A 14826-nucleotide genomic window follows, 5' to 3' on the forward strand; every position below is an offset into this window, starting at 1 on the left:
GGTATGAACGTATTCTACCACTTTCACACCATCCGATAAATTTAGTACTATTATAACACATTTTACCGAGATTGATAAAAAGCTAACAAGCTATTCTCCATTCTCCAGTTCATCCATATCTTGCTCAAACTTTTTCTGAGCCCATTCTCCATAGCTCTTAAGACCAAGATTGCCGATAAAAACCCAAGGAATGTAAATCAGATAAGTAATCACCCAAGCAGACAAGTATCTAAAGTTCAAAGGATTGTGCTGATAAATTTCTATGTTGAATTGATAATTCTGCAACATCAAGAGAGTCGTAATAGCGAGAGTTACCAGCAAACACCCTATAATTGTAAAATGAAAACGACTATAGTAGGTCACTCCAAGATGTCGTGCATGATTGAAAAAGAATAAAATTCCTAAAAGAAGGGTAACCAGAAGAATATCAGGATTAAAAAGAGCAGGTGCTAATACTGCCACCAAATAACTTAGTAGAATGAGCCCGATAAACACATAAAAAGACTCTGTCCCAGCTTTGTTAATCAGTTGTTCTTCTCTTTCGTCTAGTAAATGATAATAAAAAAATCTATTTTTCATCTTCTTCCTCCCAAACTTGCTGATTTCTGCGATTCAAGTATAGGATAACTCTATCCATAGAATAACTCCCAACGAGATAGATGATAACTGCTAGAACCACTTTTAGGGAGTACTTCCAAGTCAATAGACTGACCAGTTCCTCGCGATTACCTACCATATCAATCAGTAAAATCACTATAGAAAATCCCAAAGCAGATAAAATTCTTTCTTTTCCAGTATTCTCAACAATATCTCGAATGTCAATTCCTACATACATGCGGCGAATAATGGCATACAAACCGACTCCAATCAATAAAAGTAATTCTGGTAAATAGGACAGAAGCGTTAAATTGAAGATATAAAGTTTGGCAAAAATTTCCAGTGCCAAAAATAGGCACATTCCCAGAAGAATTTCTCCTGAAATCTTTCCATCCAATTTTTCCGTACGTTCATCTTTGATCACAAGTTTTTTTCTATTTTTCATCTTCTTCCTCCCAAAATAGTTGGTCTAATGTTTTTCCTAAGCATCTGCAAATGGACTGGCAGAGGGAGAGACTAGGATTGTATTTCCCAGCTTCAATCAAGCCTATAGTCTGCCTAGTAACGCCCACAGCTTCTGCCAAATCCCCTTGTGTTAAATCACGCTCCACCCGAGCTAATTTTAACTTTAAATTTTTAGCCACTAGCGTCCTCCTTCACATTCTTAAAAAGTTGCGCTTCTTTTAAAAACATTATACCATATATCTAACTTAATGCAATATATAAATGTCATTTTGTAAGATTTTATTAATAAAAAAACTCTCTATCACAAAAAATAGAGAGAGTTGCCTTTAAATATAAGATTTCAAAATATCGACGACATCACTTCTTTTCTTGACCTGATAGGCCCTGATGCCCAATTTCTGAGCTGCCATTGTATTGTCCTCAATATCGTCTAGAAAGACACAATTTGCGGGATCTAGCTGGTATTTGTCAAGAATCTCCTTAAACATTGCCAAATCCGGCTTTATAGCTTTTATATCACAGGATAGGACAAAGCCATCTAAAAGTTCTTTTAAGGGAGATAGTTGGTCTTCTAGCAAGTCATAAAATACTTTTGAGGTATTGGACAAGACAAAGATGTGATGCCCCTTTTTCTTTAGTTCTGACAAAACAGGAAAGACTTCCCTATAAATATCAATGTAGCTAGGCCAATTCCAGATAACTTCTTCGACCTTCTTTTGATAGACCCTTCCAATCATCGACACAACTTTAAGCACCAACTCTTCTCTCGTCATAGTCCCAAGATCTAATCTTTCCCAAAGTCCTGACTGGAAAATGGTCTTATCTAAAACCAAATATTCTTCCTTCGTATCCGAAATACTTTGTAAAATCTTATCCTTGTTCCATTCTAATAAGACGTTGCCCATATCTAGTATGATATCCATTAGCCCACCTTCATAGTGATGTGAAGATTTCCTCTTTGATTTATACTTTCATATTCAGCTTACAAATCCTTTTGGTAATAGTATCTTTGTCCTGTGTAGGGATAGTTTTGCAAGGTAAAGACTTCCTTGTAGCCATGGCTTTTATAAAAATCTGGCGCTTGAAACTGGTAAGTATTGACGAAAGCAAAACGACAGTTTCGATTCTTAGCTTCACTTTCAGCTTGCTCCAATAGTTTTGAACCGATTCCCTGTCCTCGCAATTCCTCTCTCACAAACAAATATTCGATTTCCAGCCAATTTCCGAAAGTCTCTGCTACTAAGCCCGCCATGAGATTGCCCTTTTCATCTTCAACATAAAGGTTCAGGGGCTCGCTTTCAGCCTCTTCTCTTTTGGAACGATTATAAGCACGAATCAAATTCCCTATTTCTTGCGCTTTCTGGGACGCTTTATTTTCCAATCTAACGTGCATCCAAACCTCCTAATAAACTACTACAGCTTGATTATAATCCTATTTCAATAGACTGTCAAACTAGAAAAAAACTCACCAAGCTGAGTTGATGAGTTCATGAGTTATTTTCTAAATTTCCACTGGCTATAAATTCCGAAACCGATAATCCAGATAGCTGAACCAATTGCTCCCATAAAGGTAGATTCTTGTAAAAAGAGGGTTACAAAGACAAAGATAAAGAAGAGCATGGTTAAAGGATTTAGAAAACGATAATGGGGCATGAGGTAGCCATCCGCCATGAAGTCTTGTGACTTGCGGTATTTGAGATGGGCCACCATAATTAAGATATAAATCGCGATGTAAACACCTGATGAAGATGCCGTGATCAAAGCAAAGGCATCTGAAACACCTGGCAACACATTGATAAAGGCAGCCAGAGCAATTAAGATTGCTGAAGCAATAATAGCATTTTGTGGAACATTATGGCGAGAGAGAGTATCTGCCTTGATTGCTTTTAAGAAGCGATTGGGTGAATCATGGGCAATCTGGTAGAGGTGTCGTCCTGTTGAATAAAGGGTTGAGTTAAGCGCAGACGCTGCTGAGGTCAAGACAACAAAGTTGATTAGAGCCGCTGCCCACTTGATACCTGCTAGCTCAAAAACCGTTACAAATGGTGAATCTGAAGAAGCAAGTTCTCTCCAGGGAATAATAGACATAATGGCTAATAGAGCTCCACCATAGAAGAAGACAATCCGGAGAGGAATTTCTTTAACTGCTTTTGGCAAAACCTGACGAGGATTCTTCGTTTCAGAGGTTGTCACTCCGATAAATTCAATCATCAGATAGGCAAAAAATACCATTTGAAAGGCCATAACAAAGTTCATGACTCCATTTGGGAAAAGAGAGAATTGATTGCTGATATTTGCCAGACTTGCAGCACCATATGGTGTTTCAAATCCTGTCAAGACCATAAAGACCCCTGTTGCAATCATAGCTAAAATAGCCACAATCTTAACCATAGCAAACCAAAACTCGACTTCTCCAAAGAGCTTAACCGCAATCAGATTGACCAAGGACAAAATAGTTAAAAAAACAATCTGAATCAGCCAACTAGGCCAAGAAGGAAACCAAAACTGAACATAATGCGAAATCGCAGTGATTTCTGCCATACCGATAAAGACAACAGACAACCAATAAGACCAAACCGAGAAATACCCCCAGCCTTTCCCCAAATGACGGGTGATAAAGTTGATAAAAGTATGTTGTTCTGGATCCTGATATAGCATCTCCCCAACAGCCCTCATCATCAAAAACATAAAGGCTCCTGTAATCATGTAAATCAGGATGATAGAAGGTCCAGTAAGGCTGATAGAACGACCAGCACCTAGGAAAAGTCCTGTTCCGATTGTCCCCGCAATGGCCATCACCTGAACATGGCGATTGGTTAAACCACGTTCCATTTTATTTTTTTTCTTATTTGAACTCATATAGTCTCCTATTTATTCAAAAAATCAAAAAGGAGTTGAGCAAGTCAAGACCTCCACTACTCCATTTTCATGCTATTTAGGCTGTTTTTTCAACCTTTAAAATTTTGACATCGTAACTACCAACAGGTGTCTCAATCGTAACAATATCGCCTGTTTTTTTGCCGATCAAAGCTTGTCCAATCGGACTTTCATTTGATACCTTCCCAGCGAAAGCATCCGCACCTGCAGAACCGACGATGATGTAGACTTCCTCTTCCTCTTCACCGATTTCTTGGATGGTTACGGTCTTACCGATAGCTACCTCATCTTGGGCAACTGCATCGCTATTAACAATTTCAGCATAGCGAATTTTGGTTTCTAGACTTGAAATTTGTCCTTCAACAAAAGCTTGTTCATCCTTAGCTGCTTCGTACTCGCTGTTTTCTGAAAGATCCCCGTACGAACGAGCAATTTTGATACGCTCTACTACTTCAGGACGACGAACGAGTTTCAATTCTTCTAATTCTTTTTCTAGTTTTTCCTTTTCTTCAAGGGTCATTGGGTAAGTTTTTTCTGCCATTTTTTCAACTTTCTTTTCTATTACTTTTTTTAAAACAAAATTATGTGGAAAACCACATAATTTTAGTTTGAACTACTTGATTGTGTTAATTTACTATTGATATGTTCTGCAACGTTTTGGTCATGCTCTTCTTTTGTCGTTGCAAAGTATACTTTACCGTCTTCAACATTAGCTACAAAGTACAAGTACTCACTCTTTGTCTGATTTACACTTGCCTCAATCGCATCGAGGCTTGGACTATCAACTGGTCCGGGCATGAGGCCAAGATGTGTATAAACATTATAAGGTGAATCAATCGTAGTATCAATTGCAGTATCATCAGCCAAGCTAATCTTTTGGCCAAGTTTTCCTTCAGCATACAAAATAGCAATGTTGCTTTGAAGTGGCATACCAAGATTCAAGCGGTTATAGAAGACTCCCGCAATCAATTTACGATCTTCGGTCTTAGCACCTTCTTTTTCGACAAGAGAAGCAATACTGAGCAATTCATTAACTGTCAGATTCTTTTCTTTGATCGTAGTGTAATACGGTGACATGGCCTTGTCCATAGCTGCTAACATATCATCAATCAAGCTTTCAACTGTGGTGCTGTCTTTGATAGTGTAGGTTGCTGGGAAAAGGTAACCTTCAAGGCGATAACGAACGCCACTGTCTTTTGTTGGAAGACTTCCAAGAAGGTTTGGATACTTGGCTACTAGTTGGGAGATGAAGGTCTCATCTTGAGCTTTTGCCAAGAAAGCATCCGCAGTAAGAGGTTCTTTAAAATCACCTTGGAGTTGACCTACTGTCTGAGCAATTTGCTCTAAGGTATAACCTTCCGGAATAGTTAAGTTCGCAAGCACTGGTTCTTGAGGTTCAGGAGTTCCACCTTTTTGCAATTCTTGAATCAAGTCATCCGTACTCATGCTCTTCTTCAAATTGTAATAACCTGACTTCAAATCTGAACCCTTATACTTAGCATAAATACTAAAGATAAGTCCATGTTTGACCAAACCAGATTTTTCCAAAGTGCTCCCAATTTGTTGCACATTTGATCCTTCTGGAATTTGAACTGTCACATACTCCTTAGAGCTCGCATCAACAGGTTTCAAAGAGTTTTGAACGTAACCGTATCCAAAGTATCCACCAGCAGCCACAAGCACCAAGAGGACTAAAAAGGTTACTAGGAAACCTTTGGCCTTTGATTTCTTCTTTTTCTTGGTTGGTTTTTTACCTTTACGGCGACGGTTACGACGTGGTTCCTCCGTTAATCTGTCTGAGGATTCAGTCGAAACTAGCGCTTCAGCTTTATTCTCAGAAGAAGGAACTGATGTATTGGCCTCTTCTGTCTTATAAGTCACATCTATCTTGGTCGGAGTATCGTTAAATTCTTTTTCTTCAGGTTCAAGTTCAACTGGTTCCACCTTAGGTTGAACGGACTCCACTACAGGTTCTTCAGCTGGATGAATCGGTTCTACTAGAGGTTCTTCAGATTCTACAACTTCAATCTTGTCAATGACAGGCTGTCTAATCTCTTTCTCTTCTTTTTCATCCGTTTCATCAGTTTCAGCACTCGAAAGTGGGGGAACGCTCGGCGCATTCTTTAGAATTTTATCGACAACAGATAGGGAATCAGCCATCAACTCTTCTGTTGAAGCATCCGATTCAGGATTTGCAGGAGTTACTGAACTAGCTTGAGATGATGAAGCTGTCAGATTTGGAATGTCTACTTCTTTCTCTCTTCTATCTTGTTCTTTTACTCTCTCTAAATCACGTAGAATCTGCTCTTTAAAGCTTAATTTTTCTTCTTCTCTTGATTTTTCAGTCAAAAGCATTACCTCCTTGTTGACAATCCATAATATTATATCTTAAAAGTTACAGAAAAGCAACAAAACATCCCTTTCTATAGCTATGATTCTCATTTTTTAAGGTTGCCAAACCATATCATACCAACTTTCACCCGCAAAGCTTGACTGGGATATTCCCTCGTTAACAAAGCCATGTTTTTCATAATAAGGGATGAGATAGTCATGACAGGTCAAGTTGATACCTTCTCGTTCATGTTCTAAAGCGACTTCTTTCAGAGCCCTTAAAAGTCTTTTCCCCACGCCCAAGGCTTGTGCCTCCTTAGCTATGGAGAGACAAGTCACAGAGATATAGCCACCAGGTCGATGGCTATAGTCTTTTATCTCTTCTGTAAAGGACTGATCTTGTAGATGACGATGTGGGACGACTGGACCTTCAATGTAGCCAAGGACACGTCCCTCTTTTTCAGCGACGAGAAAGCTAGTTTGGATTTCTTGTAAATGCGCCTCAAAGACCGAACGAGGAATTGCTTCTTCAAGGGAGAAATTCTCCAGCTCTATCTCTAAAATTTGATCTAAATCCGAAAATCTTGCGTGTCTGATTTTCATACTTCCTCCTGATCAAAAGGATTGGCCCAAATCAGATTCCATCCCAAAAATCTTGCGCATGAAGCTTCTGTCACTTCTTTCTCAACAAAGCCATTCATCTCAAAATAAGAGAGCAAGTCATCAGGACAAGTCAAGCGAAGATACTCATACCCTCCTTCCACCGCCACTTGTTTCAAGCTAGCAAGAAGAAGGGTCCCCAAGCCTTGCCCGCGATGGTCAGGATGAATAGCTAATGATCTTATTTCTATCCATGTGGGATGAAGAGACTGAGACTCTCCTAAAACATAGCCTACGAGCTGGTTTTCATCTCTAGCTACAAGAAAGGTATCCGCAATCTTACGGATACTCTCTTCTAAAAACTCGTAGCTCACTATTTCTTCTGAGGATAAACAAGATTCTTCAATTGCTACAATTTCTTCTAAATCCGATAAAGTAACCCGTCCTATGGTGATTGGAATTTCCATTCTTTTTTCTTATTGGACGTTGCTTGTCAAATTAGACAAAAGACGTTCAAATGAGTACTCATAGGTTTGGATATCTCCTGCTCCCATAAAGACATAGACTGCATTATCATGCTCAAGGAGTGGTGATACATTTTCAACTGTGATGACTTGGCTTTTCTTCTTAATTTTATCTGCTAGGTCTTCTACCTTGACGTCACCATGATCCACCTCACGGGCTGATCCATAGATTTTCGCCAAGTAAACAGCATCTGCCTGGCTCAAAGCTTTAGCAAAGTCGTCCAATAGGGCAATGGTTCTAGTGAAAGTGTGTGGTTGGAAGATTGCAACAATTTCCTTGCTTGGGTATTTCTGGCGAGCCGCATCTAAGGTCGCAATGATTTCCGTTGGATGATGGGCAAAATCATCGATAATAATAGTACCATTGACAACCTTTTCAGTGAAACGACGCTTGACACCAGCAAATGTTTTCAAGTGTTCACGTACCAAGTTCAAGTCAAACCCTGCTGTATAAAGTAAACCAATAACGGCTGTCGCATTCATAATATTATGACGACCAAAGGTTGGAATGTGGAATTGACCCAACTCTTGTCCGCGGAAATGAACTGTGAAGGTCGAACCAGTTGTAGAACGTAGAAGGTCGCTAGCTACAAAGTCATTTCCCTCAGCATCAAAGCCATAGTAATAGATTGGAGCATTGGCTGTAATCTTACGCAACTCAGCATCCTCACCGTAGACAAACAAACCTTTAGTAATTTGTTTGGCATAGTCATTAAAGGCGTTGAAAACATCCTCTAGACTTGTAAAGTAGTCTGGATGGTCAAAGTCAATATTGGTGATGATAGAGTATTCTGGGTGGTAAGGCATGAAATGACGCTCATATTCGTCAGATTCAAAAACAAAATACTTAGCATTTTCAGAACCTCGACCCGTTCCATCCCCAATCAAGAAGCTAGTGTCTGTGATGTGAGACAAAACGTGAGACAGCATCCCAGTCGTTGATGTCTTTCCATGCGCTCCTGCAACCCCCATGCTGACAAAGTCACGCATAAAGCTGCCTAGGAATTCATGGTAACGTTTGTAGCTGATACCATTTTTGTCAGCATAGGCGATTTCAACATTGTTATCTGGACGAAAGGCATTTCCAGCAATAATTTCAAGATCCCCTTGCAGGTTCTTTTCATCAAAAGGAAGAATCGTAATCCCTGCCTGCTCTAGTCCACGTTGAGTAAAGTAGTATTTTTCAACGTCTGAACCTTGAACCTTGTGTCCCATTTGGTGCAACATCAAGGCCAAGGCACTCATCCCTGATCCCTTGATTCCAATAAAATGATATGTTTTTGACATGTTTTTCTCCCTTACTCAGTAATTCTTGTCAGATTCAACTCTTGGGCAACCTGACGTTCCTGTTCCGTTTGCTTATTCTTTTTATTATATATTTGACTCTTCTTTAGAAAATCATAGTTGTTCTTTTTAGCCTTTCCCGTCTGGGATTTCGGAGTTGGAGTCACTACCTGGCCAGCTTCCTCGGCTAGAATATAGTGGGACTGGCTCAAGTTTTTACTAAACTTGGCAAACTCACCTGGATTTTCCTTTTGAAATGGTGCTGTTGGTTGGTTTCCTTGACGAACAAGTGTTGAACCATTGTGTCGTCTAGTATGACTAACATCCTGAGTCAAATACTTGGCCGAACGTTTCTTCTTCAGATCCGCACGCGCCTCTTCTCTAGCCAATTCAGCATACGTTTTTTCAACTTTTTTAGGTTCTGGGTTTGGTTCTGACTCCTTGCTAGCTGCCGAGGGAGTTACAGCCTGTTCCTCATTGATAGGAGACCATTCCAAATAGTTTTTATCGCGGTAATCACCCTTAATATTGCTAATAAAGTCTGACTCATCGTACAAGTCCATGACTGGCATTTTAGTCAGCATAATCTCATCATCTGACACCAATGGAAATCGATCTTGTTTCATTTTGTATTTCCTTTCAACACTTCATTATAGCGTATTGTCTTGATTTTTCAAGTGCTGGCTTCAGAAATCCCTAAAATTTCTCGAATTTCTGCCAGACTAAGACTCGCACGCGATTCCGTCCCATCTAAAACTTGGGAAACCAGGTGTTTCTTCTGTTCTTGGAGTTCTTGAATCTTTTCTTCAATGGTTCCTCTAGTAATCAAACGGTAAACCTCTACCTTCCGCTCCTGTCCCATTCGGTGAGCGCGTCCGATAGCCTGAGCCTCGACAGCAGGATTCCACCAGAGGTCCACTAGGATGACGGTGTCAGCTCCTGTCAGATTGAGACCGACACCCCCCGCCTTAAGGGAGATGAGAAAGATATCCCTTTCCCCTTGATTAAATATTTTGCTCATCTCTTGTCGGTCTTGAGCAGGAGTTGAGCCCGTAATTTTGAAGGAAGTCAAGCCCAAATTTGGGAGCTCTTGCTCGATTTTTTCCAACATTCCTTTAAATTGAGAGAAAATCAAGACCCGATGCCCACCATCTGCCACTTGTAGCAATAAATCTCGAAGGCTATCGAGTTTACCACTGGCTCCCTGGTAATCGTCCATGAAGAGAGCTGGCGTATCGCAAATCTGGCGCAATCGCATGAGGCCAGATAAGATTTCTACCCGACTTCTCTGGAATTCTTGATCTGTCACTTGCGCTAGGCGGTCTCGCATCTGTTGCAACTGGGCTAGATAGATGGCCTTCTGCTGGTCTTCCAGTTCATTTTTATAGACGACTTCGATCAGGTCAGGCAGCTCTGTTAGGACTTCTTCTTTCTTACGCCTCATGACGAAGGGCTTGATAAACTGCGCGACTCGGTCAGCCGGTAATTTCATAAACTCCTTTTTACTTGGCAAGAGCCCCGGAAGCACAATTTGAAAGATAGACCACAACTCTCCTAAGTGGTTTTCGATGGGCGTACCTGACAAAGCAAAGACTGCTGGTACCACAAACTGGCGCAAACTCTGAGCAATCTTGGTTTGAGCATTTTTCATGACCTGGGCTTCATCTAAGAAGAGAAAATCAAAAGCCATCTCTTGATAAAGCTCGCTGTCTTGACGAAAGGTAGCATAGCTAGTTACATAGATTTGGTGATTTTCAGAAAGAATCGCTTCTCGATTCGCTTTCAAACCATGAACGACAGCCAAATCTAACTGTGGGACAAATTTTCTGAATTCATCTGCCCAATTGTAGATCAAACCTGACGGCGCTAAAATCAAGACCCGACTATCTTTGGTCACCTGACTAGTTAAAAAAGCAATAGTTTGCAGTGTTTTTCCCAGTCCCATATCATCTGCCAGAATGCCACCAAAGCCATAGTGATGAAGCATCTGAAGCCAACGGACACCCTTTTCCTGATAGTCTCTCAAACTCGCCTGCACCCGTATATCTCCCAAAGAAAAATCCTCTGGATGGGTCAAATCATGAGCTAAATGCTGAAATTCCTCTGAGAAGGAGATCCTGTCTCGACCTTCAAAAAGCTGAGAAAGGCTATAAGCCAGAGATTTTCGCGCTTGAAAAGAACCATCTTTTAGCTCAACCCCCAGTTCCTGTAAATTTTGACGAATCTGCTTGGTTTCCTCATCAAAAAAGTATACTTGGTCAGAAGAACTGATATAGAAATCCTGATTGCTAGTCAGTGCTTTGAGAGCTTGATCAATCTCTTCTTGGGCAATCCCTTGGAAATCAAACTGAATCTCCAACAGTCCTCCCTTGGACTTAATCTGAACCTGAGGAGCTTGGACACTATAGAGCTGATTCATCTCATCAGACAAGAAAACCTGACCCAATTTCTCAAAAGCTGGAATCGTATGGTGAAAGAAAGAATAAACTGCCTCTGGCTTCAAAGCCTGTCTCCAAGACTGAAAATCAGCCTCAAAACCAGCTCCTAAACAGACTTGAAATAGCTGGTTTTCCAAGACGGCATCGCTTGAAAATGGTAATTGTTCCAGCTGTTGCTGACTAGTCACCTTAAGATCTCCATAGTCAAACTGGATATCCAAACGAATGCGACCGTCATCCTCCCTATCAAAGTAAAAGATTGGTGAAAAGGATCTGATTTGCAAGCGCTCAGGAGCAGAAACTGTGCCCAGCTGTCCAAACAAAGGCAAACAGGCTGCCAAGCGGTCACGATCACTGTTATCAAATTGGAGGCATTTCCTCCCTCTTTCCTCCTGAGGGAGCTCCTTGAGTTCCTTTAGTAGGCTGATTTGTTTAGGGTTTAATAGATAAAGATTCCCCTTATGAAAGAGAACCGCTCCCCCATAAAATACGTTGACTCGCTCACTTTCAGAAATCTCCATCTCAAAATAATCGGGATACTCCTGAACAGAAAAAGAGAACAGTTTCGCATCGGGATCTAAATCATGAAAGAGAAGATTTTCATAACTAGTAATCTGGTGCTCAAAATGAAAATCCTCCAAGGTCATCAGCAACTCCACTCCCTGTTCAAAAAAGGTCAGAGGGAAAAAGAGGTGACGACCTTGATTGGGGAAAAAGAGGTCTTGACTCAGTCCCTCCTCAATCAAGCCACATAAAAAAGTAAGAACTTCTTGACTAGCTGTATCAAAAGCATCCCAAGACAAGTCATTTTCATAGTGTTTTCCAATCATATATGGCTTTCGATGGACTAAGACCTTCAAAAAGAGTGGGATGTCACGAATGACATAATATTTTTGACTATCAACTAAACCGATTCGGAGAGTCCAAAGGAGGCGATTGGTTCCAGCCTCTACCTGACCTTGAGCCGACAAAGTGTAGATTTTTCCTCTCTTCTGAGGTTGGATACGCTCCAAAAAACTACCGCCAAAACTAACCTTGGTTTCGACCTCTTCTTGCTCTTCATGTCCTTTTTCTAAGGCTCGTAAAATCACCTGGCCTTCTTCATCATTCTTCAGATAATGCTCGAGCGCTGCGAGGTGAACACAGTAACCTCTTTTTTGGAAAAAATCGCAAGCACAAAAAACCAGATCATCCTCTAAACTGTAGCGCAAGTCTTCTCCCGCCACACGAGTATAGAGGCGATTCCCTTTTTCCTTGATAATCTCAATGTTGCCTGTTTCATAGAGTGTAACCCCCTCCATGCGCAACTTTCCCGGAATCAATTTAGCCATAGTTACCCCTTTATCTTATCTTTTCATTATACCACATTTTCCCCTACAAAAATAGCCTTCTAGGAAGACTTTTCTCCTAGAAGGCTTGATTTTAAAGTGTAGAAAAAGTGGTCACGATGCGTTGGCAAACTTCTTCCAGTACTGACTTCGGCATAGCTACATTGAGGCGGGCATGAAGAGTTCCCTCCTTTCCAAAGTCCAAACCTCGATTTAAGATAACCTTGGCTTCATTCTTCAAAAGCTCTTGCAAGCGGTCATCCGTTAGGTCATAGGCTGAAAAATCAAGCCAAATCAAGTAGGTACCTTGCGGTTTCAGGACCTTAATCTTGGTTTCGTTGCCCAAAACATCCACTACATAGTTAATGTGGTCCTCGATGACTTCCTTTAACTCTCCTAACCAATCCTTGCCATAACGGTAGGCAGCTTCTGTCGCCAAATACCCCAAGCCTGAGATCTCATGCTGGTTATTGGCCAACTGGCGTTTTTGGAAAGCAACACGAAGCTTTGGATTTTCAATAACTGCATAGGAATTCTTAGTCCCAGCAATATTAAAGGTTTTAGTGGCACTGCTCAAGATAAGGGCAAAGTTTTTAAAGTCTGGATCAATGGTATTAAAAGACTGGTGTTTGTGACCAAAGAGAGCCAAATCTTGGTGAATCTCATCTGAAACAAGCAAGACACCGTGTTTTTGGCAGAGATGACCAATCTTTTCTAACACTTCCTTTTCCCAAACACGTCCACCAGGATTGTGAGGATTGCAAAGGATATAAAGCTTCACATCCTCTTCCACCATATCCTTCTCCAACTGGTCAAAGTCAATCTCAAACAACCCATCCTTTTCCACCAAAGGATTGGTAATCAATCGGCGATTGTTGAGTTTGACACTGCGAGCAAAAGGTGGATAGACCGGTGTGTTAATTAGAACAGCCTCCCCCTCTTTTGTAAAGGCTTGAATGGCTGTTGAAATAGCTGGCACCACTCCCTCGATAAAGACGAGGGCATCCTTGTCAAAGTGATACCCGTGTTGGCTGGCTTCCCAGTCCTGAACCGATTCAATCAAAGCATCGCTAGCATAAGTATAGCCATAGACCAACTGATTTGCGTAGGCTTGTACAGCTTGTCGAACTTCAGGCAAAACTACAAAGTCCATATCCGCTATCCAGGCTGGTAGAACTTCTCGATCAGCTTCGGCTTCTTTCCATTTATAGGTATGGTGTCCAAAACGATTGGGCAGGCTTGTAAAATCATATTTTCCCATATCTGTCTTATCCTTCCAAAGCTTGTCGCAAGTCCGCAATCAAATCCCTAGCATCTTCAATCCCGATTGACAAGCGCAGGAGGTCATCTGTTAAGCCATAGGAATGGCGCACTTCTGCTGGAATATCCGCATGAGTCTGAGTTGTCGGATAGGTAATCAGACTCTCTACCCCACCCAAACTTTCTGCAAATGAGAAGACCCTTAAGCTATTTAAAATATGAGGAATACGCTTTTCATCCACTACTTTAAAGGAAATCATACCCCCACGTCCAGTATAGAGCACTTCCTTGACAGCAGGTGAAGCCTTCAAAAAAGCAACCACTTCTTGGGCATTTGCTGTAGAACGCTCCATACGAAGAGGTAGAGTTTTAAGACCACGAATCAACTGATAACTATCAAATGGTGACAAGACCGCACCAGTCGTATTCAAATTGTAGAACAGTTGCTCATATAGTTCTAAACTATTAGTCACAACCACCCCAGCCAAGACATCATTATGCCCTGCTAAATACTTGGTGGCAGAATGAAGAACGATATCCGCACCATCTTCAATCGGACGTTGGTAAATCGGACTGTAAAAGGTATTGTCCACCACTACCTTGGAACCCTTGGCATGAGCTAGTTTGGCTAGTTTGGCAATATCAAATTCCAACATCAAGGGATTGGTTGGCGTTTCGATATAGAGAACATCCACATCTTTCTCTAACTCAGCAATCAACTCTTCTTCTGTATTAGCATAGGTAAAATGGAAGCGGCCTTCTTGCTCCACTTGGTTGAACCAACGGAAAGAACCCCCATACAGATCGCGCACAGCCAAGACTTTACTTCCTACTGGAAAAACACTAAAAGCCAGTACAATCGCAGCCATTCCTGAGCTCGTTGCTAGGGCATAGTCTGCTGATTCGATTGCCGCCAAGACCTCCTCCGCCTTACTGCGAGTTGGGTTTTTAGTACGCGTATAGTCAAATCCCGTAGACTGACCAAACTCTGGATGCTGATAAGTTGTTGAAAAATGAAGCGGCGTCACCAAAGCACCTGTTGCCTCATCTGACTTGATCCCTGCCTGGGCTAAAATTGTGTTGATGTGTAGTTCTTTGCTCATACAATACCTCCAAATCTAT

General features: G+C 41.2%; 15 protein-coding genes. All 15 read right to left on the minus strand.

Translation table 11 applies throughout. The annotated features are described in order from the left end of the window. Positions 1–90 precede the first annotated feature (90 nt). Positions 91–579 (minus strand): DUF6773 family protein, encoded by a 489-nt coding sequence (locus STO1_RS06570; protein WP_096422499.1) that lies wholly within the window; start codon positions 577–579, stop codon positions 91–93. Beyond that, entirely contained in the window at positions 569–1042 is a 474-nt protein-coding gene (locus STO1_RS06575; RefSeq protein WP_096422501.1) for a DUF6773 family protein, read from the minus strand. The genes STO1_RS06570 and STO1_RS06575 overlap by 11 nt, the downstream gene beginning before the upstream one ends. Then, positions 1032–1241 carry a helix-turn-helix transcriptional regulator gene (locus tag STO1_RS06580; protein ID WP_001107502.1) on the minus strand — a complete coding sequence of 70 codons (210 nt, stop codon included), beginning with the start codon at positions 1239–1241 and terminating at the stop codon, positions 1032–1034. The genes STO1_RS06575 and STO1_RS06580 overlap by 11 nt, the downstream gene beginning before the upstream one ends. A gap of 147 nt (positions 1242–1388) precedes the next feature. Next, complete coding sequence (locus STO1_RS06585) at positions 1389–1985, minus strand: HAD family hydrolase (protein ID WP_096422503.1); 597 nt, start codon at positions 1983–1985, stop codon at positions 1389–1391. A gap of 59 nt (positions 1986–2044) precedes the next feature. Continuing rightward, complete coding sequence (locus tag STO1_RS06590) at positions 2045–2455, minus strand: GNAT family N-acetyltransferase (RefSeq protein ID WP_096422505.1); 411 nt, start codon at positions 2453–2455, stop codon at positions 2045–2047. A 101-nt stretch (positions 2456–2556) separates the two neighbouring features. Beyond that, positions 2557–3921 (minus strand): amino acid permease, encoded by a 1365-nt coding sequence (locus STO1_RS06595; protein ID WP_172843646.1) that lies wholly within the window; start codon positions 3919–3921, stop codon positions 2557–2559. A gap of 76 nt (positions 3922–3997) precedes the next feature. Further along, positions 3998–4480, minus strand: a complete 483-nt coding sequence (gene greA, locus STO1_RS06600; RefSeq protein WP_007521354.1) for a transcription elongation factor GreA — start codon at positions 4478–4480, stop codon at positions 3998–4000. Positions 4481–4542: 62 nt separating this feature from the next. Then, complete coding sequence (gene mltG, locus STO1_RS06605; protein ID WP_096422507.1) at positions 4543–6294, minus strand: endolytic transglycosylase MltG; 1752 nt, start codon at positions 6292–6294, stop codon at positions 4543–4545. Positions 6295–6384: 90 nt separating this feature from the next. After that, complete coding sequence (locus STO1_RS06610) at positions 6385–6873, minus strand: GNAT family N-acetyltransferase (protein WP_096422509.1); 489 nt, start codon at positions 6871–6873, stop codon at positions 6385–6387. After that, positions 6870–7337, minus strand: a complete 468-nt coding sequence (locus tag STO1_RS06615) for a GNAT family N-acetyltransferase (RefSeq protein ID WP_096422511.1) — start codon at positions 7335–7337, stop codon at positions 6870–6872. The genes STO1_RS06610 and STO1_RS06615 overlap by 4 nt, the downstream gene beginning before the upstream one ends. Positions 7338–7346: 9 nt before the next feature. After that, positions 7347–8681, minus strand: coding sequence for a UDP-N-acetylmuramate--L-alanine ligase (gene murC, locus STO1_RS06620; RefSeq protein ID WP_000048097.1), 1335 nt, complete (start codon positions 8679–8681; stop codon positions 7347–7349). Between the two features lie 11 nt (positions 8682–8692). Continuing rightward, positions 8693–9304, minus strand: a complete 612-nt coding sequence (locus tag STO1_RS06625) for a divisome accessory protein ZapJ (RefSeq protein ID WP_096422513.1) — start codon at positions 9302–9304, stop codon at positions 8693–8695. 47 nt (positions 9305–9351) lie between these two features. Further along, positions 9352–12447: a pilus expression-regulating Snf2 family helicase gene (locus STO1_RS06630; protein ID WP_096422515.1), complete on the minus strand. Its 3096-nt coding sequence runs from the start codon at positions 12445–12447 to the stop codon at positions 9352–9354. Between the two features lie 91 nt (positions 12448–12538). Further along, a complete protein-coding gene (locus tag STO1_RS06635; protein WP_096422517.1) occupies positions 12539–13705 on the minus strand; it encodes a MalY/PatB family protein in 1167 nt (388 codons plus the stop codon). A 7-nt stretch (positions 13706–13712) separates the two neighbouring features. Next, positions 13713–14807: a cystathionine gamma-synthase gene (locus STO1_RS06640; protein WP_061588054.1), complete on the minus strand. Its 1095-nt coding sequence runs from the start codon at positions 14805–14807 to the stop codon at positions 13713–13715. Positions 14808–14826: the final 19 nt, after the last annotated feature.

Origin of the sequence: Streptococcus oralis subsp. tigurinus (genome assembly GCF_002356415.1) — a bacterium.
GTDB lineage: Bacteria > Bacillota > Bacilli > Lactobacillales > Streptococcaceae > Streptococcus > Streptococcus oralis_F.

Bases quoted from the DNA above. Each gene is read 5' to 3' on its own strand.
- STO1_RS06630 (WP_096422515.1), bottom strand. From the start codon at position 12,447: ATGGCTAAATTGATTCCGGGAAAGTTGCGCATGGAGGGGGTTACACTC.
- murC (WP_000048097.1), bottom strand. From the start codon at position 8,681: ATGTCAAAAACATATCATTTTATTGGAATCAAGGGATCAGGGATGAGT.
- STO1_RS06570 (WP_096422499.1), bottom strand. From the start codon at position 579: ATGAAAAATAGATTTTTTTATTATCATTTACTAGACGAAAGAGAAGAA.
- STO1_RS06585 (WP_096422503.1), bottom strand. From the start codon at position 1,985: ATGGATATCATACTAGATATGGGCAACGTCTTATTAGAATGGAACAAG.
- STO1_RS06595 (WP_172843646.1), bottom strand. From the start codon at position 3,921: ATGAGTTCAAATAAGAAAAAAAATAAAATGGAACGTGGTTTAACCAAT.
- STO1_RS06615 (WP_096422511.1), bottom strand. From the start codon at position 7,337: ATGGAAATTCCAATCACCATAGGACGGGTTACTTTATCGGATTTAGAA.
- STO1_RS06575 (WP_096422501.1), bottom strand. From the start codon at position 1,042: ATGAAAAATAGAAAAAAACTTGTGATCAAAGATGAACGTACGGAAAAA.
- mltG (WP_096422507.1), bottom strand. From the start codon at position 6,294: ATGCTTTTGACTGAAAAATCAAGAGAAGAAGAAAAATTAAGCTTTAAA.
- STO1_RS06635 (WP_096422517.1), bottom strand. From the start codon at position 13,705: ATGGGAAAATATGATTTTACAAGCCTGCCCAATCGTTTTGGACACCAT.
- STO1_RS06590 (WP_096422505.1), bottom strand. From the start codon at position 2,455: ATGCACGTTAGATTGGAAAATAAAGCGTCCCAGAAAGCGCAAGAAATA.
- STO1_RS06625 (WP_096422513.1), bottom strand. From the start codon at position 9,304: ATGAAACAAGATCGATTTCCATTGGTGTCAGATGATGAGATTATGCTG.
- greA (WP_007521354.1), bottom strand. From the start codon at position 4,480: ATGGCAGAAAAAACTTACCCAATGACCCTTGAAGAAAAGGAAAAACTA.
- STO1_RS06640 (WP_061588054.1), bottom strand. From the start codon at position 14,807: ATGAGCAAAGAACTACACATCAACACAATTTTAGCCCAGGCAGGGATC.
- STO1_RS06610 (WP_096422509.1), bottom strand. From the start codon at position 6,873: ATGAAAATCAGACACGCAAGATTTTCGGATTTAGATCAAATTTTAGAG.